This is a genomic window from Streptococcus suis, assembly GCF_046032535.1.
GTDB classification, from domain to species: Bacteria; Bacillota; Bacilli; order Lactobacillales; family Streptococcaceae; genus Streptococcus; species Streptococcus suis_AK.
In genome coordinates this window covers 35503-57487 of sequence record NZ_JARQPL010000001.1, presented here as the reverse complement: position 1 = coordinate 57487, position 21985 = coordinate 35503, and the positions used below count along the sequence as shown (strand labels likewise).

Here is a 21985-nt window from a genome sequence, read left to right as displayed (position 1 = left end):
TTCTATCTGACTTTTTCTTGACAAGATTAGCACAGTTTGTTATAGTATTGTTCGGGCACCTCTTTTGAGAGGTCGGAGAAAAGGCTCCCTAGTTTTAGGGAGCTATTTTTTGTTTTCCCAGAGATTAATACACATTTGGAGGACATATTTATAATGAAGAAAATCGCATTTGATTCAACTAAATACTTGAATTTGCAACGTGACCACATTTTAGAGCGTATTGCCCAGTTCGAAGGCAAACTCTACATGGAATTTGGTGGAAAAATGCTGGAAGATTTCCACGCAGCCCGTGTTTTACCTGGCTATGAACCAGATAACAAAATCAAACTCCTCCAAGAATTAAAAGACCAAGTAGAAATTGTCATCGCCATCAATGCCAGCAACATCGAGCATTCTAAGGCACGCGGCGACCTAGGTATTTCTTACGACCAAGAAGTCTTCCGCTTGATTGATACATTTAATGATATTGATATTTATGTTGGTTCTGTGGTCATTACCCAATACCGCAACCAACCAGCCGCAGACGCCTTCCGCAAACAGTTGGAAAAACATGGTATCAAGTCCTATCTCCACTACCCAATCAAGGGCTATCCTTCTGATATTGACCACATCATCTCACCAGAAGGTATGGGCAAAAATGACTACATTGAAACTAGTCGCAACCTCGTCGTTGTCACCGCACCTGGACCTGGTTCAGGTAAATTGGCGACCTGTATCTCCCAACTTTACCACGACCAACTGCATGGCGTAACATCAGGCTATGCCAAGTTTGAAACCTTCCCAGTTTGGAACTTACCACTCCACCATCCCGTTAACTTGGCCTATGAAGCAGCAACTGCCGACCTAGACGACCTCAACATGATCGACCCCTTCCACCTGCAAACTTACGGCAAAACTGCGGTCAACTACAACCGTGACATCGAGGTCTTCCCTGTCCTCAACCGTACCTTTGAACGTATTTTGAACAAATCACCTTACGCCTCACCGACAGATATGGGCGTTAACATGGTGGGCTACTCCATCGTTGATGAAGAAGCTGCTATTGAGGCTTCCAAGCAAGAAATCATCCGTCGCTACTATCAGACACTCGTTGATTTCAAGGCAGAGCGGGTGAGCGAGCAAGCAGTTAAAAAGATTGAACTCCTCATGAATGAAGTCGGTGTGACACCAGCAGATCGTAAGGTTGTTATCGCTGCGCGCGAAAAAGCAGAGCTGACAGCCAGCCCTGCCCTAGCTATTCAGTTGCCAAATGGAGAGATGGTAACAGGTAAGACATCCGACCTCCTCAAGCCAACTGCAACTGTTCTCCTGAATGCCATCAAGCAAATTGCTAACATCGATGATGAAACACTTCTCATCGAACCAAACTACATCCGTCCAATTCAAGAATTGAAGGCAGATTATCTGGATAAGACCAATACACGACTCGATGCAAGTGAGATTCTTAACGCCCTTGCCATTACTGCACAAGACAGCCCTCTTGCTGCACGTGCCATGAAAGAATTAGGCCAATTAAATGGTAGCGAAGCCCACTCGACTGTTATCCTTTCTGATGAAGACAAGAGTGTCCTTCGTAAATTAGGTATCAATCTTACCTTTGACCCTATCTACCAACACAATAAGTTTTATCAAGCTAAATAACCAAATCCTGTTCTAATCTCATTTTGAGGTTGGAACTTTTTTCGTGAATGAGTGGTTGCCTGTATATAATAAAAAAAAGGCTGGGACAAAAGTCCTGGCCTCCTTAGTTTTTTTCAATAGTTAAACTTGACGCAGTGGTTGAGTGGGCTCTAATTAGGGAGTGGGAAAGAACTCGACCAGTTTAAAAAGAGTTCGTCTTCCCACCCCCTTATTATTTTATTGAACGTCAAATACCACTGACTTCACTTTAGTCATCGCTTCGATACTGTAACGGATACCTTGTACACCTGCTCCTGAACCCTTGACACCCAAGAACGGGAAGTTATCTGGACCACGTTGCGTCTTAGCATTGATATGAACCGTACCAACTTCTAATTTAGAAGCAAAATCAAAAGCAAATGGATAGTTGCTTGTAAAGATAGAAGATTGAAGACCATACTCAGATTGGTTACACAATTCCAACATTTCATCCAATGATGAAACACGAATAATTGGAAGAACTGGTCCAAATGGTTCTTCCCAAGCAATTTCCATATCTGGTGTAACATGGTCAAGAAGGGTTGGCCAAATCAAGTTTTTCTCACGTTTGTATGGTGTCAATTCCGTTGCACCTTTAGCCTGTGCATCTCGAACTAGGCCTTCAATAAATTCTGCTGATTGTTCGTCAATAACTGGCGTAATGTCCTTGTTCTCAAATGGATCACCGACAGTCAATTTCTCAACTTCTGCTTTCAACTTCGCAGCCAATTCATCAGCTACAGAATCCATAACAAGAACACGCTTAATAGCCGTACAACGTTGACCTGAATAGCTGTAGGCACCACTTACAATTTCTTTTGCAGTGTGGTCCAAATCCGCATCTTCCATAACAACTGCTGCATCCTTACCACCCAATTCAAGCATAATTGGACGAATGCCTGCTAATTTACCGACTTTTTGACCAATTGGCGTTGAACCCGTAAAGTTAATGAAGTTTACTTCTGGATGTTCAATGATGTAGTCACCAATTTCTGAACCGCGACCAGTAATGGTATTAAAGACACCCGCTGGGATACCAGCATCTGCAAAAGCTTCCGCCAACAATAGACCAGAAATTGAACCCTGTGTAGGTGGTTTAAACATAACTACGTTGCCACCAATTAAAGCAGGTGCAATTTTTGAAGCCGATAAGTTAACAGGGTAGTTATACGGTGCAATCGCCAATACGATACCTACAGGTTCACGACGAACCAAAGAAACCTTTGACTTAGCAGTTGGCTCGTAGGTTCCACCCTCTAAAGATGAACCATAAACACGCAAACCTTCTTCTGCAGCAAAACGAATGAGGTGGGCAGAACGATCCACTTCTCCGATGGAAGCCTTGATCCCTTTCGAAACTTCTTTAGCTAAAATTTCACCGATTGCATCTTTACGTTCTTCCAAAATATTTGCTGCCTTATGCAAATATTGAGCACGTTCAAATGCTGAAAGGGCACGCCAAGCAGGTAATGCCTTTCTAGCAGCTTCCATTGCCTGATCAACTTCTTCTTTTGACATAGCAGGAACTGTACCAAGTTTTTCTTGATTAATCGGTGAGTGAATCGCGATTGATTTTTCTGATCCAACCCAAGAACCGTTAATATAATTATTATACGCCTTCATTTCTTCCTCCTTTGAGTATAATGTGATTATTGTAACATAACAAATCTTATTTTGCAATAATTTTTAGAAAATTTCAAATTTTCTTTCAAATTAATTTCAATCTTCAAAGTATTTTAAGCCGTATATCTCAAAAAATATATAGTACTCAATGCTGGAGCATACAAAAAAAGTTTGAAGTAGTTTATCTACTCCAAACTTTAAATTTCTTATTAATCGAAATCAACATACTCTTTTTGAAGTTCAAGAACTTCTTCTGCCGTTGCACATTCTGTCAAGGCACGGTGAGCATATTCTTCCATCTTAGCTGTATCAAGTTTCTTCATAAGGCTACGTGTACGAAGTACAGATGTTGCACTCATAGAGAACTCATCCAAGCCCATACCTACAAGAAGTGGAACAGCTTGTTGGTCACCAGCCATCTCACCACACATACCAGCCCATTTGCCTTCTGCGTGAGCAGCCTTGATAACATTGTTGATCAAGCGAAGGATTGATGGGTTATATGGTTGGTAGAGGTATGAAACTTGTTCATTCATACGGTCAGCAGCCATTGTGTACTGGATAAGGTCGTTTGTACCGATTGAGAAGAAGTCAACTTCTTTGGCAAATTGGTCTGCAAGCATTGCTGCTGCAGGGATTTCAATCATGATACCAACTTGGATATCATCCGCGACTGCAACACCTTCTGCCAACAAGTTTGCTTTTTCTTCTTCAAGGATTGCTTTTGCTGCGCGGAATTCAGTCAACAAGGCAACCATAGGGAACATGATACGAAGTTTACCATGTACAGAAGAACGAAGAAGGGCACGCAACTGAGTACGGAACATTTGGTTACCAGTCTCAGAAATAGAGATACGAAGAGCACGGAAACCAAGGAACGGGTTCATTTCGTGCGGAAGATCGAAGTAAGGAAGTTCCTTATCACCACCGATATCCATTGTACGAACCACAACTGGCTTGCCATTCATACCTTCAAGAACAGCCTTATAAGCTTCATATTGCTCATCTTCAGTTGGGAAGTCTTGTGAGTCCATGTACAAGAACTCTGTACGGTAAAGACCAACTGCCTCAGCACCGTTATCATTTACACCTTCAACGTCTTTTGGTGTACCGATGTTAGCTGCCAATTCAAAGTGTTTGCCGTCAGCTGTAACAGTTTGAGCATCTTTCAACAGAGCCCATTCAGCTTTTTGTTTTGCATAAGCTTCACCAGCTGCTTTAAATTCTGCAATCACTTCTTCAGAAGGGTTGATAACAACCTCACCTGTGATACCGTTAACAGCGAGTACATCGCCATCTTTAACGATTTCAGTAATGTTATTAGTACCTAATACAGCAGCAATCTCAAGTGTACGAGCCATGATAGCTGAGTGGCTTGTACGACCACCGATGTTTGTTACAAAGGCTTTTACAAACTGTTTGTTCAATTGTGCTGTATCTGAAGGTGTCAAGTCGTGTGCGATAACGATTGACTCTTCATCAATTGTCGCAGGGTTTGGCAAACGAACGCCAAGCAAGTGAGCTAGGACACGTTTTGCAACGTCGCGGATATCTGCTGCACGCTCTTGCATGTATGGGTTATCTTCCATACCTTCAAAAATAGCGATGAACATATCCGTTACTTCTTTCAAACCAGCCTCAGCGTTTGTTTTCTTAGCACGAATAGTTTCCTTAATTTGACCAATCATTTCTGGGTCAGCAAGAACCATCAAGTGTGCATCAAATACGGCTGCGGCCTCTTCACCTAGGCTAGCTACTGCGTTCTCACGAATAAGAGAAAGCTCGTTTTGAGATGCTGCAAGAGCTGCATCCAAACGAGCTTCTTCTGCATTTGTATCTTCAACTGTAACAGTTTCGAAGGACAAATCTGGCTGAACGAGTAGATATGCCTTAGCAACAGCAACACCATCTGATGCTGCAATTCCTTTAAGCATTTCTGTCATATTCTTATGCCAATCCTTCTTTTTCCATTGTTTCAGTGATAGCTGCGATTGCGTCGTCAGCATCAGCACCTTCAGCAGAGATTGTTACGTCAGCGCCTTGACCAACACCAAGACTCATAACACCCATGATAGATTTAAGGTTAACTGATTTATCTTTGTAGTTCAAAGTGATGTCTGAAGCGAATTTGCTAGCAGTTTGAACAAGCAAAGTTGCTGGACGTGCGTGAATACCTGTTTCTGCCACAATGTGGAAATCTTTTGAAGCCATATTTGGATTCTCCTTTATTTTTACAAAATTGTGAGTTATTTGTGATAACCCTTACAAAAGACATTATACCACTTTTTGAAATCATTTTCAAGATTTTTTTACCTTTCTTTCATGTTTCCGTCATAAAAAGAGAGGTTCATTTTACTTTTTCTTCATTATAGAATCTATTAGAACTTCTGAAAATTGACTAGTAGATTGATGAGCAACGTCCAAAATTTTAGCAAAATCAAGCGTAACATTTTTATTTATAAAAGCGTCTTCCAAGGCCTGAATAATTAAAGCAGCTGCTTCTTTCCAGCCTATATATTCCAACATCATACAAGCCGAAAGCAAGAGGGAACATGGATTAGCCAGATCCTTTCCTGCAATATCAGGAGCAGTTCCATGTGTCGCTTCAAAGATAGCATGACCTGTCTGATAATTAATGTTAGCACCCGGTGAGATGCCTATTCCTCCGACCTGAGCCGCAAGAGCATCTGATGCATAATCTCCATTTAGATTTGTAAGAGCAACCACCTGGAAGTTTTCCGGTGCCAATAAAATCTGCTGCAGAAAGTTATCCGCAATAATGTCATTTACTACCAAAGTCCCCTCTGCAAGTTCTGTAGCAAATTCTTCTTTCGCCAATTCATAACCCCACTTGCGGAAACCGCCTTCTGTAAATTTTTGGATATTCCCTTTGTGTACTAATGTCACGGTTCTCAACTGATGTTTCAAGGCATAATCAATTGCAGAGCGAATGAGGCGTTTACTCCCTTCTTCCGAAATCGGTTTGATACCAATACTTGAAGATTCTGGAAAACGGATATTTACCACTCCCATTTCTTCTTGCAGAAAGGAAATGACTTTGGCAACTTCATCTGAACCAGCCTCCCATTCAATACCTGCATAAATATCTTCTGTATTTTCACGAAAAATAGTAATATCCGTCTTTTCAGGCTCTTTCAGCGGACTTGGCACTCCCTTAAAATAGCGAATCGGACGCACACAGGCATACAAATCTAATTCTTGACGAAGTGCAACATTAAGAGAACGATGACCTTTCCCAATCGGCGTCCCCAAGGGACCTTTGATTGCAACTAAATGCTCACGGATTATTTCCAGTGTCTCATTCGGCAAAGAAGTTCCTATTGATTCATAAGCCTTTTCTCCTGCCAAAACCTCCCTCCACTGAATAGAACGTTGACCTGCATAGGCTTTTTTCACTGCAGCATCAATAACTTTTTGACTGACTGACCAAATATCCCTGCCAATACCATCTCCTTCAATATAGGGAATAACGGGATAATCTGGGACAATTAACCGTCCCTCTCTCATCAGGATTTTTTCTGCCATATTTACCTCTTTCCAATCGGGATGTAAACCAAATTCCTACCGCCTAAGTAGGAAGAGCGCGGACGAATCAATTTATTATTTTTCCGTTGTTCCTGGACATGTGCAATCCACCCCGCCATACGGCTCATTGCAAAAATCAATGTAAAAATATCACTATCAATACCTAGTACATGGTAAACTGTCGCCGAATAGAAGTCTACGTTTGGAATTAAACCTTTTTTGTTTTTAATAAAGCTCTCTACTTCCTCTGACAATCTATAAAACGCTTCATCGTCTGTTCCGAATGTCAAATCACGCGCCATCTCCTTCAAATACTCTTGACGAGGATCAACCGTTTTATAGACTCGATGACCAAATCCCATAATTTTTTCCTTCGAATCCAGCTTCTTCTGCAAATATCTCTCGGTATCACCACTCTCGCGAATAGCTAACAACATGTCAAACACTCGTTCATTTGCACCACCATGCAATGAGCCTTTCAGAGTCCCAATTGCCGTGGTAACACAAGAATATAAATCCGTTAACGTTGATGCCGTGACACGCGCAGCAAAAGTAGACGCATTCAATTCATGATCAGCATGAAGCACCAAAGCTTTGTTAAAGGCTTTGATTTGCAAATCACTCGGCTCCTCACCATTCAGCATATAAAGAAAATTCGCCGCAAAACCCAGATCAGACCGCGGTTCAATTGGAACCAATCCGCGTCTCAAACGAGCAAATGTTGCAATAATCGTCGGAACCTTGGCCATAATCTGAATAGATTGTTCATACAAAGCTTCTAACGAATTCTCTTCAGCGTGTACATTATATACTCCAAGGAGAGATACTGTCGAACGCAACACGCTCATAGGATGCAAATGTCGCCGTGATTGAATCAGAATACATTGCTCTACCGCATCAGAAATAGCATATTCCTCACGCAACTTTTTCTCAAAATAATTCAATTCAATTTGCGTTGGCAAATGCAAATTCCAAAGGAGGTAAATCACTTCCTCAAAAGAAGCGTTATTCTCCATCAATTCAGCAATGTCATATCCTGCATAGGACAAGCGGTCATTTTCAATTGCACTGATTCGCGTATCACAGGCAATCGCATCTTTTAACCCATTCGTTTCTGTCATACCTTTCCTCCTAGTTTCTTTCTTACTACCATAGGTAAAATACCTCCGTGGCGATAATAACGAATATCCGCCTCTGCATCAAACCGCACCAGAGCTTGAAACTCCTTTGTAACATCGTCTGTTTGCGCATGGACTGTTACAATTTGACCAACACCGGCATCTTCTGGCAAGTCGATTGTATAGCTCTCATGTCCAGTCAAGCCAAGACTTTCTGCCGACTGACCTTCTAAAAATTGTAAAGGAAGAACACCCATCATCACTAAGTTTGAACGGTGAATCCGCTCAAATGACTCAGCAAGAACAGCCTTCACACCAAGTAAACTTGAACCCTTGGCTGCCCAATCACGGCTTGACCCCATCCCATAGTCTTTACCAGCAATAACAATACTACCGATACCAGCTTCCTTATATCTCATAGCCGCATCATAGATTGAAAGAATCTCATCACCAACTCTTGTCCAACCACCAATTTTTCCATCTGCCAGCTCATTCTTTATACGAATATTTGCAAAAGTCCCACGCATCATGACTTCGTGATTTCCACGACGACTTCCATAAGAATTAAAATCCTTATAAACAATGCCATTCTCTTCGAGATAACGAGCGGCTGGACTCAATCGCGCAATATTCCCTGCCGGGGAAATATGATCTGTCGTTACAGAATCGCCAAATTTAGCCAAAACAGATAAATTTTCCAGTGGTTTTATGGATAAATCTGCCTGCATATTTTCAAAATAGGGCGGATTTTGAATATAGGTAGAAGATGAATTCCAATTGTAATTCTTATCTGTCTTTGTTTCAATCGCATTCCAAGCCTGACTATCTGTAAATACCTGTTGGTATTCTTCCTTATAAAGGTCACGAGTCACATAACGCTCAATGTAGTCATCTACCTCCTCACGACTTGGCATGATGTCCGCAAGGTAGACAGCTTGTTGCTTCTCATCATACCCCAGCGGTTCCCTTGTTAAATCTACATTCATATTTCCCGCAATAGCATAGGCAACTACTAGCGGAGGGCTCGCTAAGAAATTAGCTTTTACCAATGGATTAATCCGTCCTTCAAAGTTACGATTTCCAGATAATACCGCAGAGACCAATAAATCTTCTTCCTTAATCGCCTCCGCTACTTCAGGACGCAGATCACCTGAGTTACCGATACAAGTTGTACAACCATAACCAACCAAATTGAACCCTAAGGCATCTAGATAGGTCTGCAAACCTGATTTTTTCAAATAACCAGTCACTACTTTTGAGCCTGGTGCCAATGACGTCTTGACCGTCTTAGAAACCGCCAAACCTTTTTCTACCGCATTTTTTGCCAGTAATCCTGCCGCCAAAAGGACATACGGATTGGATGTATTTGTACATGAGGTAATCGCCGCAATAGCAACATGACCTGTTTGAATTTGCTCCTCTCCTTCAACGTACTTAACCATGGCTGTTTTATCTAACTCTGCTTCCTCCAAACCAAATCCACGCACACCTACTTCACGTATTAAACTAGCCTGAAACTCTGCTTTTGCATCTGTTAGTTCTATCAAATCTTGTGGTCTTTTAGGACCAGAAATAGATGGAACTACTGTCGATAAATCCAATTCTAAAACCTTGCTATAAGACGGAAAACGTTCAGCATCATAGAATAAATAATTAGCCTTAGCATAGGCTTCTGTCAACTCCACGTGCTCCTCCGAACGGTTGGTCAATCTCATATAATGTAAAGTTTCTCCATCAATCGGGAAATAGCCACAAGTCGCACCGTATTCTGGAGCCATATTGGAAACCGTTGCTCGATCCGCTAATGTAAGAGAAGATAAACCTGATCCAAAGAATTCGACAAACTTCCCAACTACATTTTCCTGACGTAGAAGTTGAGTGACCTTAAGCGCCAAATCCGTTGCAGTAGCAACCTTAGGCAATTGCCCTGCTAGGCGAACACCAATCACCTCAGGGATAGGAAAATAAGATGCTTCACCCAACATTGCAGCTTCCGCCTCAATACCACCTACACCCCAACCAAGTACACCAATACCATTAATCATGGTCGTATGACTGTCTGTACCAAACATAGAATCTGGATAAAGCAAACCATCGTTGTTGATAATAACATCGCTTAGAAATTCAATGTTTACCTGATGGATAATTCCTGTCGCTGGAGGCACAGCACGATAATTTTCAAAGGAATTCTCTGCCCATTTCAGAAATTCATAACGTTCATTATTTCTCTCGAACTCTAAGTCAATATTTTTCTCCAGAGCATCTTCAGTCCCAAAAAAATCAACTTGAACAGAGTGGTCGATGACTAAATCCACTGGAATTTCTGGGTTAATCAATTCAGGGTTTCCATCTGCTTTCACCACCGCATCACGCATGGAGGCTAAATCTACCACAACAGGAACACCTGTAAAATCTTGCAAAATAACACGACTAGGTTTAAAGGGGATTTCTCCTTTAGGAGATGCAGCCTGATAATGAAGCAACTCCATTATGTGATTTTTTGTAACATCCATACCATCTTCTTTTCTTAAAAGACTTTCTAATAAAATACGAATAGTATAGGGAAGTGAATGAATATCCACTTTTTCTTCCGTTGAAATCGAATCCAATGCATAATATGAATATTCTTTCCCTTTATGAAACAAGCTTCTTCTATGTGATTTTTCCATATTTTATAACCTCTTTCAGCATTATTGAATAGTATAGTACAAAAGGTAATATATATTCAATACATGTATAACCATAAATGTTATATTTTGTGACACCGTATGTTTCCTTCAAAATATTATGACATTTGCAAAAAAGCTAATTTATATTTTCCCGAGAGATTGTTAGGGTTCTCAAACTAAATAGAAACAGCTATGTAGACGCTATCTTTCGACTTAGTGGCAATGAGCTGAGGTACAATATATGGTGTTTTATAAAAATATTATGCACTATATTTTGTGATTTTAAATAAACTTCCTTCTTGACTTTAACCTTAAAATCTTGTATCCTAGATTGGTAACAAAATTGGGATTTTTTATTAATCCCTTATGGACAAAGGAGAAATTGAATGGTAACGATCTATTCAAAAAATGATTGTGTACAGTGTAAAATGACCAAGAAATTCTTGGACCAACATAGTGTAGATTATAAAGAAATCAATCTAGATGAACAGCCTGAATTTATCGATCACGTAAAAGGTCTCGGTTTCTCAGCTGCACCTGTTATCGAAACTGAAAATGATGTTTTCTCAGGTTTTCAACCAGGAAAACTAAAAGCCTTGGTTTAACTCCCTACTGTTTATAGAAAGAGATTGCGATTATGAGTTTAAAAGAGCTAGGCGATGTGTCCTACTTCCGTTTAAATAACGAAATCAACCGTCCTGTTAATGGGCAAATCCCACTCCACAAGGACCAAGAAGCGGTTAAGGCCTTCTTTAAAGAAAATGTTATCCCAAATACCAAACAATTTGATTCCATTTTGGACAAGATTGCCTTCTTATTAGAAGAAAATTATCTTGAGAAAGAATTTTTGGACCAATACAGTCCAGAATTTATCATCAGGATTGATCAATTCTTGAAAGACCAAAACTTCCGCTTCAAGTCTTTCATGGCTGCCTACAAGTTCTACAACCAGTATGCCCTCAAAACAAACGACGGTGCCTACTATTTGGAGAGCATGGAAGACCGTGTTCTCTTCAACGCCCTGTATTTTGCAGAAGGAAATGAAGAGTTGGCCTTGAACTTGGCTAACGAAATGATTCATTTGCGTTACCAGCCAGCTACTCCTTCTTTCCTCAACGCAGGTCGTGCCCGTCGCGGTGAGTTGGTATCGTGTTTCCTCATCCAAGTCACTGACGATATGAACTCCATCGGACGTTCCATCAACTCTGCTCTGCAATTGTCCCGTATCGGTGGTGGGGTTGGTATCTCTCTCAGCAACTTGCGTGAGGCAGGGGCTCCAATCAAGGGCTACGAGGGAGCTGCTTCTGGGGTTGTTCCTGTCATGAAACTTTTCGAGGACAGCTTCTCTTACTCTAACCAACTTGGCCAACGCCAAGGGGCTGGGGTAGTGTATCTGGATGTTTTCCACCCAGATATTATTTCCTTCCTTTCGACTAAGAAAGAAAATGCCGATGAGAAAGTTCGCGTGAAGACCTTATCACTCGGTATCACCGTTCCTGATAAATTCTACGAATTGGCACGTAAAAACGAAGACATGTACCTCTTCAGCCCATACTCAGTTGAGTTGGAATACGGTGTCCCTTATAGCTACCTTGACATCACAGAAAAATACGATGAATTGGTGGCAAACCCTCGCATTCGTAAGACAAAAATCAAGGCACGTGACTTGGAAACAGAAATATCCAAACTCCAACAAGAGTCTGGATATCCATACGTTATCAACATCGATACTGCCAACCGTAGCAATCCTGTCGATGGTAAGATTATCATGTCCAACCTCTGTTCAGAAATTCTTCAAGTACAAACTCCAAGCGTCATCAATGATTCTCAGGAATACTTGACCATGGGGACAGATGTATCATGCAACCTTGGTTCAACTAACATCGTCAACCTGATGAAGTCACCTGATTTTGGACTTTCTGTCCGTACCATGACACGCGCTTTGACTTATGTGACGGACCACTCGCACATTTCTGCAGTACCGTCTATCGAAGCTGGAAATGAACGTGCGCATTCTATCGGTCTTGGTGCCATGGGACTTCATTCTTACTTGGCTCAGAACTTGATTGATTACGGTTCAAAAACTGCCGTAGAATTTACCAACATCTACTTCATGCTCCTCAACTACTGGACCTTGGTAGAATCAAACAATATTGCCCGCGAACGCAAGGCTACTTTCCATAACTTTGAAAAATCAAAATACGCAGACGGCACTTATTTCGATAAATACGTGACTGGTGACTACCAACCACAATCTGACCGCGTCAAAGAACTTTTTGAAGGCATTTTCATTCCAAGTGGACAAGATTGGGCGGAGCTTCGTGAAAAGGTAAAAGCTGACGGACTCTATCACCAAAACCGCCTAGCTGTTGCTCCAAATGGATCTATCAGCTACATCAACGATGTTTCTGCTTCTATTCACCCGATTACCCAGCGGATTGAAGAACGCCAAGAGAAGAAAATCGGTAAAATCTACTATCCAGCAGCTGGTTTGGCAACTGAAACCATTCCATTCTACAAGTCTGCCTATGACATGGATATGCGCAAGGTCATTGATGTCTACGCTGCTGCAACAGAACACGTTGACCAAGGCTTGTCCCTCACCCTCTTCCTCCGTAGTGAGCTTCCAAAAGAACTCTACGAATGGAAAACCGAGAACAAGCAAACCACCCGTGACCTCTCTATCCTCCGTAACTACGCCTTCAACAAAGGGATCAAGTCTATCTACTACATCCGTACCTTTACCGATGACGGCGAAGAAGTCGGCGCAAACCAATGTGAAAGTTGTGTGATCTAAGATGTGAGGGCGTCAAAAGGACACAGCAAAAATAGGAAATACCGCAGAGATGTCTTGCATCTCAAAGGGATTTATCTTTTTTGCCAAGTCCTTAGCCCGAACTCGATTTCGACGTAGCAAGTTTAGCTGTTGATAAATCAACTAGCTAATCTACGCCAACCGCTATGAGCGGATTGGCTAGCTACCTTACTAACTTCGAAACTGAAGAAATATCGTCTTCAGTTTCTACGTGTCGTAAGACATTGATGCTAAAGCATCAAATGAATGAACGGTACTGACTACCTTACGACACTGTCGTTCATGATGTGAAGCAACTAATGAGCGCTCGATTAAAAATCCCTTTTAGGGGATTTTTTTACAGGCTACTATCTATTTGTGATATAATATTTGAAGTATAAGAAAAAGAAAGAGAATATGATGGAAACCTACTACAAAGCCATAAACTGGAACGCCATTGAGGATGTGATCGACAAGTCAACTTGGGAAAAATTGACCGAGCAATTCTGGCTCGATACGCGGATTCCCTTGTCAAACGACTTGGATGACTGGCGTAAACTGACTGCCCAAGAAAAAGACTTGGTTGGTAAGGTCTTCGGTGGATTGACCCTCTTGGATACCCTTCAATCTGAAACAGGGGTCCAAGCACTCCGCAATGACATTCGTACTCCTCATGAAGAAGCTGTTTACAACAACATCCAATTCATGGAGTCAGTCCATGCCAAGTCTTACTCTTCTATCTTCTCAACCTTGAACACCAAGTCTGAGATTGAGGAAATTTTTGAGTGGACCAATAGCAACGAATACTTGCAGCGCAAGGCAAAGATTATCAACGAAATCTACGAAACAGGTACACCGCTTGAAAAGAAAGTAGCCAGCGTTTTCCTAGAAACCTTCCTCTTCTACTCTGGTTTCTTCACGCCACTCTACTACCTTGGTAACAACAAGCTGGCCAACGTTGCGGAAATCATCAAGCTGATCATCCGTGACGAGTCTGTGCACGGTACCTACATCGGCTACAAGTTCCAACTTGGTTTCAATGAATTGCCAGAAGAGGAGCAGGACAAACTCCGTGACTGGATGTACGACCTGCTCTACCAACTCTATGAAAACGAAGAGGGCTACACACGCTCCCTCTACGATGCAGTTGGATGGACTGAGGAAGTCTTGACCTTCCTTCGTTACAATGCCAACAAGGCCCTCATGAACTTGGGTCAGGATCCACTCTTCCCAGATTCAGCAGATGATGTCAACCCAATCATCATGAACGGTATCTCAACCGGTACATCTAACCACGACTTCTTCTCCCAAGTTGGTAACGGCTATCTTCTTGGTGAAGTAGAAGCTATGACAGATGATGATTATTTATATGGGTTGTAGATCTGGAAAAATATCATTTCTATTTTTCTGGTTTAGAAATCTGTTGAGTTTTAAATCATATGTATGATATCGCTATCATAATTCATAATATTGATATACCATCTTAAGAAGATTGGTATAAAAATAGGAATTCTCCCACCAGTTAAGGGAAAATTCCTATTTTTTTGTATATATTAGGCGAGTCAAGGAGGATTTCAGTGAGCTCTCAATCCGAATATCCTACTTCGTTCTGCTCCTCTTCCTAAGAAGTAAAATTTAACTTAACTTAGAATGTAGATTCTTTCCAATGAACTGTGCAATCTAAAACCTGTTGTCGTTCCACTTGGTTTCCACCCTCAATCTGATTGATCAGCATCCTTGTTGCTTGACACCCTTCTTCAAAGGCGGGTTGAACAATGGTAGAGATAGTAGGGGATGAAAAATTTGTCCATTCAGTATTGTCAAACCCCAAAAGACCAACCTGAGGAAAGTCATATTTAAGTTCTTTCATAGCATTAAAAACTAAAGGTAACGCCCAGCAATTCGGAACGAACACTAGGGTCTTTTCCTGAGGATTTACCACCCCTTGAAGAAAACGTTTAATTTCCTCTATGTCCGTATTTTCATCTGCAATTGTTAAATCTTGATAACTTTGTTTACAATCTAACAAAGCATCCATAAACCCTGTAGCTCGTTCAATCCGTGTACTTAAGCGACTAATGTCAGCTGTAATAAGAATAAATTTTTGATAGCCATTTTCTACACATAGTTGAGTTGCATCATAGACAGCATCGTAATTATTTGTCTTAATCCAACTGGTACGATGTTCGTAAAGTTGACTGTCAAAGAAAACCATATGCTTTTTCTTATCCTCAATAATGCGCGAATATTTTCTAAAATGCGATGTCGGCTGAATAATAAAACCATCTACACCCAACATCAGCATGCTCTCAATATACTTATCTTCGCTTTCTTGATTGTAATTGCTGTTTCCGATGATAACTTGATAGCCACTCTTATGCGCTTCTTCTTCTATACCTTTGACAATTTGATTGGAAAATGTATTTGTAATATCTCCAATCAATACTCCAATCAACTTAGTATTTTTTGAATTTAGGCTCCGCGCAACAACGCTGGGTTTATAGTCTGTTTCGCGAATGACTCTCTCAATTCTTTCGCGTGTCTCTTTGGACATCTTTTCATATTTACCATTTAAGTAAAAGGAAACTGTTGTTTTTGAAGTCTGAGCCAGTTCTGCAATATCTTTGATGGTAAACTTCTCTGACACCTTACCGATACCTCCTTTAATTACTTTATTCTATCATACTATCCGTACTTTATCAGTTATTTTGCACAGAAATGACTGTATTTTTCTGTCCCTTCTAATTTTTGAGTCGGACAACTTTTCTCTTATCCCTATCCACTACTAAGCACTTACCTCTCAACTTATAACCAGCCACTTGAAGTAATTTCTCTCCCTTATATATATCATTATCAGAAACCACTAACAGAATATTCAGTCCCTTTCCTTGACAGCTAAAAGCCAAACCACTTTCTATCAAATGATAGTCTGTTTGGTAAACTGGCAATTGCTTGACACGAATTGTTTCATCTGCTAATAGAGTAAATGTAACTAATCGATCTCGAAAACTCTCTTTTTTGACCAGTTTATTGGTCTCTACTAGTTGGTTGTATCGGGGAGAACGCACGGTTTTCTGGATTTCAAAATCCTTTTGACTATATAGCCGAAGATCATTTAACTGCTCTTCTCCAATCTTGACCTTTTCATCTAAAATCAATTGACTGGTCAACTCATGCTGGCCTGAGCAATCAACGCTATCCACTATCAGCAATAAATCGCCTCCAACCATAAGGAGCTGTCGTTTATGCCAGTAAGGCAAGCCTTGGCTGGTCTGAGCCTGATAAATGCCCTGCATCCAATGACAGCGGTCAAAACCCTTATAACTGTGACTAATAAACTGAGGATATGTGTCATATTCCCATGAACCCTTTATCTGCTCTGGAGCATTGTCATCAAGGATACAAGTACTGTGAGCCCAAGCACTTTTAAGCAAGTAGCGCTCCTCGCATTCACGGTAGCTGAAACGACCGCTGTCAATTACGATTGGTTGTCCTTTATGGTAAAAACACAAGCTATTTTGGTCAGAGTGGCTGTGGGCACTTCCCATGGGACCGGCCTTGAAACATAAATAGCTGTCCACTTCTTTGACAATACTGTGACCTGATTCAGAAAAATGTTGTCCCCCTGACAAGCTGAGTTGAGCGGTCAAGTGTTCAAATATGCGCAAGCCATTTTCTCCGACCAAGAAGAGAACGCCTAAATCTAGCTTGGAATTATCTACTAGGTAGGTGCCATCTTCAAAGAAAATCGCAGTCATCTGTAAGATGTCAGAAGTACAATGAACATCGCTATCGCCAAGAGCCACACTTTTACCATCTGGTCCCGTCATCTGTAAGACATAGTCTGCCATCTTTTTCAAAATAGGTGTCCACTGTTTTCGATAATCTGGCAAGCTGAAAGCTAGTCTTAGCAAGAGTTTATAAACTTCCACATGGTAGAGAAAAGACTGCTCAAACTGAGTTCCATCTTCCAATATCTGAGTTTGAATTTGCTCTTCGATTTCCTGACGAGCAAAATGGTGAAGCTCTACTAAATCCACCTGATCGCCGATATAAGCATGGGCCAAGAGCATTGCGCCAGTCTGGAAAATTCCCCAATTACTCAACGTATCTTTGGCACGGTAATGACTGTGAAGATAAAATAATTGTTTTTGAATGGATACTAACAGTTGGCTACGCTCAGCTTCACTTAGTCCGCCCCAATCAATTAAAAATGGGAGAATATTGAGCCAGCTTAAACAACGGATAGCTGTATCTAAGGTGCGACTGCTCGTTCTTTTAGGATACCAATCTGTCACTTGTTCTATCCAACTAAAGATAAACCGTTTAACCTGCTCCATGTAGCGCGAATCTTTTTCAACCAGATAGGCCAAAACTAATTTCCACAAGTATTCCTGCCGATTGAGCATAAAGGTCCATTCCTCATCCCTATGGCAGTCGGCTGTCCAGTCAAGAGGAGCAAGATGATACCCGACTGAACAAGGTTCCATATCCCAATTGTCTTCAAAGATAAAAATATCATTTAATAAATTTTGACAGGAAAGGAGAAGCTCTTTATAAGCTGCATCTTGTTGATTGAGAATATAGGTTTTGACCGACTCTGCTGACTGATTAGCTACTATTTTTTCGAATATTGTTTGCATAACAAGTCCTTTCTCTATTGCTTCTCCAAAAGAAGAGAGGCTGGGCAAAGCCCAGATCCACTCCTCAAAGTTCATATCAACATCTCAGCGCAGTGATTGTTCGGCTTTAACAGTTCAGTGGACTGTTAAAGGTTGGAGATAGGAGTTCCAAAACAAATCTCAGCAATTCGTATTTCATACTCCGAATCTGATCTAATCAACTATGCGGGGGTGGGAGTGAAACAGTCTGGGGATAGACTGTTTCAGCTCAACAACTAGAAATAAAGACTTGTTGACGAACTTTTTTATCCGTCGAGTTCTTTCACGCTCCCCCTTCACCCACGAATTTCATTTAGGAGTGCGATCTGCGACACTTGAAATCCACCACTGCCCCCAAGGTTAGCAAACCTAAGAAACCAAGACCTAGACTTGCTTCTTCTCCTGTCTGGGGCAGACGGGGCTTACTCGGCTTTGTTTTTTCAGCGGCATGATGAACCACTTGTTTCACCTCTGGACTTGGTTGGTTTTCCTTGAGTTGTTTTTCTTCTTTTTCTGTTTTTTCGACACTTCCAGTTTGTTTATCAGAACCTTCTGGCATAGTAACCTTCCAGACAGTGGATGGATAAGCCGCCGTTGGCTCCATCTCAACAGTCAGACTGGAACCTGCCTTTGTCAACTCAATGCCATTCTTTACGGTTCGGGTAGACGGATTGTAAAAGGCGATGCGATAGCCACCTTCGACTTTCTGAATGGTATACAAACCGGCATCTGTTAAGGTAATATCATCTGTCAGCTTGTAGGCTGTATCCGTGTATTTCACAACGCTCCAGACATTCTGTTCTTGGTCGTATACCACTTGCAAATCCCTGTCTTGATGAAGCAATTTCACACTAGCAGCTGCCTGATTTACTTTTTCCATAGATTGGTTTGGAACAAGGACATAAGCATAGTTACTTGATGTTTGTGCATGTTCATGCCATAGGCTAACAAAGGAATTGCTCACTTCTTCTTTGGACTGGTTGTGGTTGATGTCGCTCCATTTGCCGGTTCGCTGATCTAACTTGGCATGAGTCGGCAATTGGTTCAAGAAGACATAGCCTATGGACTGATTGTCCTTGCCATTGGTCATGTAAAAGGATTGAGTCTTATCTGTCACTACTTCTTTGGACAAATCAACTGGCTGGCCATTTATGTAATAGCTATATTTTTCTCCGGTCAAGAGTTTACGATTTTCAATCGTTGTCACGGCGCCTTGAGCAGATTGATGCTGTATATCAGTACCTAGGAAAACAATCTTATTTCCCAGAACAATCCAAGCCTTACGAGCAGTCAGACTATTGTTCCAGTTATTGAAATCCATTGCAATCGTCGCCAAGCGGTTGCCTAACTGGCTTGCTCCAACAAAGTCACTTGCAAGAGTTACCTCGCCACTGCCGTCTTCTCGTTTGTCCTTGGTCGTTGTCGTTCCCGGTAAGCGATACGGGTCAACTGTTGCCCAGTAGTGGTTACTGTAATGACTCAAATCATCATTGTAGAGGTAAAACATACCATCTGCTGTATACCAACCCTTGCGGTTTTCATTGTTCATATCTTCATAGTTTTGAGTTCTAGAAGAGTACATGGACAAAGCAAAGGTAAAGCCTTCTTGAGCACTTCGATAAACAAACTTATCCATATTGTTGAAGGCTGCAATATAATCTTTATCCACTTCAGCAGGGATTTGATTATCAGTTAAAAGCTTGTTGACCAAATCAATATCCTTATAGGATTTGAGGCTGCGGTAGCTGTCATAGAAGGTATCAGAGGTCAGCTGCGCCTTAACAAAGGAGAGAAGTTTGGTTTTTTGCTCAGGCTGAGCCGATTCTGCAATACGGACCAAAGACCTTAAAATCTCCATGGCCTGAACATGTGATTCACCAGTTGCCCGACTGATGGAACGACCGCGGGTCATATCCATCAATTCACCGCGAACCAATATTGGCATAAAGGCTTTTTCAATCCATTCATAAAGAATGTTGGTCTGTTCTTCCTTGAGGGCAAACTCCGTTGGCTGAATAACCGGTAGTAACTGTGAAAAACCTTCAATAAGGACATTCCCGTACGCTCCTGTGTAGGCAACATTGGTGTGGTCGATAAAGGAGCCGTCCTTGTAGAAGCCCTCTCCCTTATCTACAAATTTCATAATCGTTGTCAAACCTTGCGCACCAGCCCTCACACGGTCAGCATCTTCGCGAAGAGCTCCTTCCAAGATGGCCACCTTGCTCAAATCCGTCTGATTACCACCAACTGCTGGGACTGGATTGGTCAATGTTTTACGGATAGTGGTTGGATCTGGTACAAATTTCGAAATCGGTTTGGTATAGGTTATAATCTCCTCTTGACTAAAGTAGGGATACATGTAGATTAGTGTATTGACAACTGCACGTGGAGTCCCAATTTCATAATCCCACCAATTCCCATCAATTGACTTATTTTCATTATAAACATTGGTGTAAAGCCAGTTCATTCCTTTTCTGACCAAATCGATAAGTGAGCGGTCGTGGTAATAGGCTGAGTCTGGATTCTCAACTACTTGAGCCATCTGCTCCAAGCGGCGATAGACCGTTGTCAGGTGGCTGGATTTACTAAAGTCAATATCGTTGAAAATCGTTTTGCCCTGCTCTGTTGGTTCAACCCATTTTTTAAGAGAAGAAGCTACGCCGGCATCTAAACGCCCTAGAAAGGCTTTCATCTGAGTATCATTAGATTGGTAGCGTTTATTGGCTAAAGAAATATCTTCCCAGTTGTTCCTTAAGGTATCAAAGACTGTTGCTTGATGCTTCGTAACTGTCAGCTCGAAACTAGATAGTTTGGTGTCTTTATCATAAATATCTACCTGAGTTTTTCCAGCCACAAGCGGACGAATCATATTTTTCTCCACAGTGGCCACAGTCGCATCTGCAATACGATAGGTCAGGTCTGGGCGAACAGGCAGGTAAACCTTATTGCTAGCAAGGGTAATTTCCCCTGTTTCAGGTTGGACAAGTTCTGGGCTTGGCTCTGGTGTTTCTGGTGTTTTTTCAGCATATTCTACCAGCGAGATGTTATCCAGCCAGGCTTGGCCTATACCATTCTCAAAAAACAGCTCCACCTTCAATTTACGAGTTTCGGGAGAAACTGTTAACTCCTTCTCCACCTTTCTTTGTTGTGTACCAGCCACAAAATTTGTGAAAGTAAATTCTTGCGGGCTCAAATCCTTGCCTTCTGCAGTCAAACTGCGCAAGCGAACACGAACACCGCTTCCCTTCAGATCCTTGGTTTCGACATCATAGCTAAAGAGGTAGCGCTTGCTAGGATCTACATCCACTGTTTGGTGCACTGCCACTCGGTAAGTATTTGTTGAAGAAATATGAAGTTTCCCATCATCAATAGAAACAGCTCCATTTTCTTTTTTAATATCATTCGGAATCCACGTTTCCCAGTCTGTAGCAGCCGATTCTTTCCAGTTTCCTGATGGTGCCGTTGTACTGATGAACTCCCCATTGGCTACTAGGTTCTTCTCTTCTTTTGTCGCCTGAACAGCTTGCGGACTGGCAACAGTTTCTACAGCGGTGCTTGAAGGCTGGCTTTCTGTTGACGTAACAGGACTAGCTTCAGAGCTGACCTCACTTGTCGTTACTGGTTCTGTCGTATGATTAGCTACTTCTGTCGCTTCTGAAGTTGTTTCCACTAACTGACTAGTTTGTGGACTAGCTGTTTCTGTACTTGGCAACTGATTGGCTGCAACCCTTGTTCCCAATATAGACAGCGCAATAAGAGCTGAACAAACTCCAATTTTATATTTACGAATGCTATAATATCGCTTCGTTTGACTGGTAAAAATCCCCATTGGTATTTCCTTTCCTTTTTATACAGTGTAAAACAATGTTACTACAACATTTTTTATTTCGCAATCGCTTTTCTCTCTTAAAGAAA

The 21985-nt window shown here is 41.5% G+C and carries 13 protein-coding genes; 4 read left to right on the top strand and 9 right to left on the bottom strand.

The genetic code is table 11. The features are described 5' to 3' along the window. Positions 1-153 precede the first annotated feature (153 nt). A complete protein-coding gene (locus tag P7J58_RS00260) occupies positions 154-1641 on the top strand; it encodes a DUF1846 domain-containing protein (RefSeq protein WP_044773150.1) in 1488 nt (495 codons plus the stop codon). A gap of 216 nt (positions 1642-1857) precedes the next feature. Here P7J58_RS00260 and P7J58_RS00255 read toward each other — a convergent pair whose 3' ends face one another. From P7J58_RS00255 to acnA, 6 genes are all read right to left on the bottom strand, one after another. Next, on the bottom strand, positions 1858-3282 hold the full coding sequence (locus P7J58_RS00255) for an NADP-dependent glyceraldehyde-3-phosphate dehydrogenase (RefSeq protein WP_044688012.1): 1425 nt from the start codon (positions 3280-3282) through the stop codon (positions 1858-1860). 209 nt (positions 3283-3491) lie between these two features. Next, entirely contained in the window at positions 3492-5225 is a 1734-nt protein-coding gene (gene ptsP, locus P7J58_RS00250) for a phosphoenolpyruvate--protein phosphotransferase (protein ID WP_408555351.1), read from the bottom strand. 4 nt (positions 5226-5229) lie between these two features. After that, positions 5230-5493 carry a phosphocarrier protein HPr gene (locus tag P7J58_RS00245; RefSeq protein ID WP_024378446.1) on the bottom strand — a complete coding sequence of 88 codons (264 nt, stop codon included), beginning with the start codon at positions 5491-5493 and terminating at the stop codon, positions 5230-5232. Between the two features lie 141 nt (positions 5494-5634). Then, positions 5635-6828, bottom strand: a complete 1194-nt coding sequence (gene icd, locus P7J58_RS00240) for an NADP-dependent isocitrate dehydrogenase (protein ID WP_408555352.1) — start codon at positions 6826-6828, stop codon at positions 5635-5637. A 2-nt stretch (positions 6829-6830) separates the two neighbouring features. Continuing rightward, entirely contained in the window at positions 6831-7949 is a 1119-nt protein-coding gene (locus P7J58_RS00235; protein WP_408555353.1) for a citrate synthase, read from the bottom strand. Continuing rightward, on the bottom strand, positions 7946-10615 hold the full coding sequence (gene acnA / locus P7J58_RS00230) for an aconitate hydratase AcnA (RefSeq protein ID WP_408555354.1): 2670 nt from the start codon (positions 10613-10615) through the stop codon (positions 7946-7948). Before acnA ends, P7J58_RS00235 begins: the two co-directional genes overlap by 4 nt. A gap of 386 nt (positions 10616-11001) precedes the next feature. On the opposite strand from acnA, the gene nrdH reads away from it, so the two are divergent. The 3 genes from nrdH (at position 11002) to nrdF (ending at position 14789) form a co-directional block, all read left to right on the top strand. Then, positions 11002-11220 (top strand): glutaredoxin-like protein NrdH, encoded by a 219-nt coding sequence (nrdH, locus tag P7J58_RS00225; RefSeq protein WP_004299071.1) that lies wholly within the window; start codon positions 11002-11004, stop codon positions 11218-11220. Between the two features lie 32 nt (positions 11221-11252). Then, positions 11253-13412, top strand: a complete 2160-nt coding sequence (gene nrdE / locus P7J58_RS00220) for a class 1b ribonucleoside-diphosphate reductase subunit alpha (RefSeq protein ID WP_408555355.1) — start codon at positions 11253-11255, stop codon at positions 13410-13412. 417 nt (positions 13413-13829) lie between these two features. Beyond that, the gene (gene nrdF, locus P7J58_RS00215) at positions 13830-14789 is read left to right on the top strand and encodes a class 1b ribonucleoside-diphosphate reductase subunit beta (protein WP_205026213.1); all 960 of its coding nucleotides are present in this window, start codon (positions 13830-13832) and stop codon (positions 14787-14789) included. A gap of 265 nt (positions 14790-15054) precedes the next feature. On the opposite strand, the gene P7J58_RS00210 is transcribed toward nrdF, so the two are convergent. The 3 genes from P7J58_RS00210 to hylA all read right to left on the bottom strand — a co-directional run bounded on the left by P7J58_RS00210 (position 15055) and on the right by hylA (position 21899). Next, the gene (locus P7J58_RS00210) at positions 15055-16056 is read right to left on the bottom strand and encodes a LacI family DNA-binding transcriptional regulator (protein ID WP_029188556.1); all 1002 of its coding nucleotides are present in this window, start codon (positions 16054-16056) and stop codon (positions 15055-15057) included. Positions 16057-16150: 94 nt separating this feature from the next. Further along, entirely contained in the window at positions 16151-18127 is a 1977-nt protein-coding gene (locus tag P7J58_RS00205; protein WP_408555356.1) for a heparinase II/III family protein, read from the bottom strand. Positions 18128-18383: 256 nt separating this feature from the next. Continuing rightward, the gene (hylA, locus tag P7J58_RS00200) at positions 18384-21899 is read right to left on the bottom strand and encodes a hyaluronate lyase (RefSeq protein WP_408555357.1); all 3516 of its coding nucleotides are present in this window, start codon (positions 21897-21899) and stop codon (positions 18384-18386) included. Positions 21900-21985: the final 86 nt, after the last annotated feature.

Coding starts and splice junctions, on each gene's coding strand:
- P7J58_RS00260 (WP_044773150.1), top strand. CDS start 154: ATGAAGAAAATCGCATTTGATTCAACTAAATACTTGAATTTGCAACGT.
- P7J58_RS00255 (WP_044688012.1), bottom strand. CDS start 3,282: ATGAAGGCGTATAATAATTATATTAACGGTTCTTGGGTTGGATCAGAA.
- ptsP (WP_408555351.1), bottom strand. CDS start 5,225: ATGACAGAAATGCTTAAAGGAATTGCAGCATCAGATGGTGTTGCTGTT.
- P7J58_RS00245 (WP_024378446.1), bottom strand. CDS start 5,493: ATGGCTTCAAAAGATTTCCACATTGTGGCAGAAACAGGTATTCACGCA.
- icd (WP_408555352.1), bottom strand. CDS start 6,828: ATGGCAGAAAAAATCCTGATGAGAGAGGGACGGTTAATTGTCCCAGAT.
- P7J58_RS00235 (WP_408555353.1), bottom strand. CDS start 7,949: ATGACAGAAACGAATGGGTTAAAAGATGCGATTGCCTGTGATACGCGA.
- acnA (WP_408555354.1), bottom strand. CDS start 10,615: ATGGAAAAATCACATAGAAGAAGCTTGTTTCATAAAGGGAAAGAATAT.
- nrdH (WP_004299071.1), top strand. CDS start 11,002: ATGGTAACGATCTATTCAAAAAATGATTGTGTACAGTGTAAAATGACC.
- nrdE (WP_408555355.1), top strand. CDS start 11,253: ATGAGTTTAAAAGAGCTAGGCGATGTGTCCTACTTCCGTTTAAATAAC.
- nrdF (WP_205026213.1), top strand. CDS start 13,830: ATGGAAACCTACTACAAAGCCATAAACTGGAACGCCATTGAGGATGTG.
- P7J58_RS00205 (WP_408555356.1), bottom strand. CDS start 18,127: ATGAACTTTGAGGAGTGGATCTGGGCTTTGCCCAGCCTCTCTTCTTTT.
- hylA (WP_408555357.1), bottom strand. CDS start 21,899: ATGGGGATTTTTACCAGTCAAACGAAGCGATATTATAGCATTCGTAAA.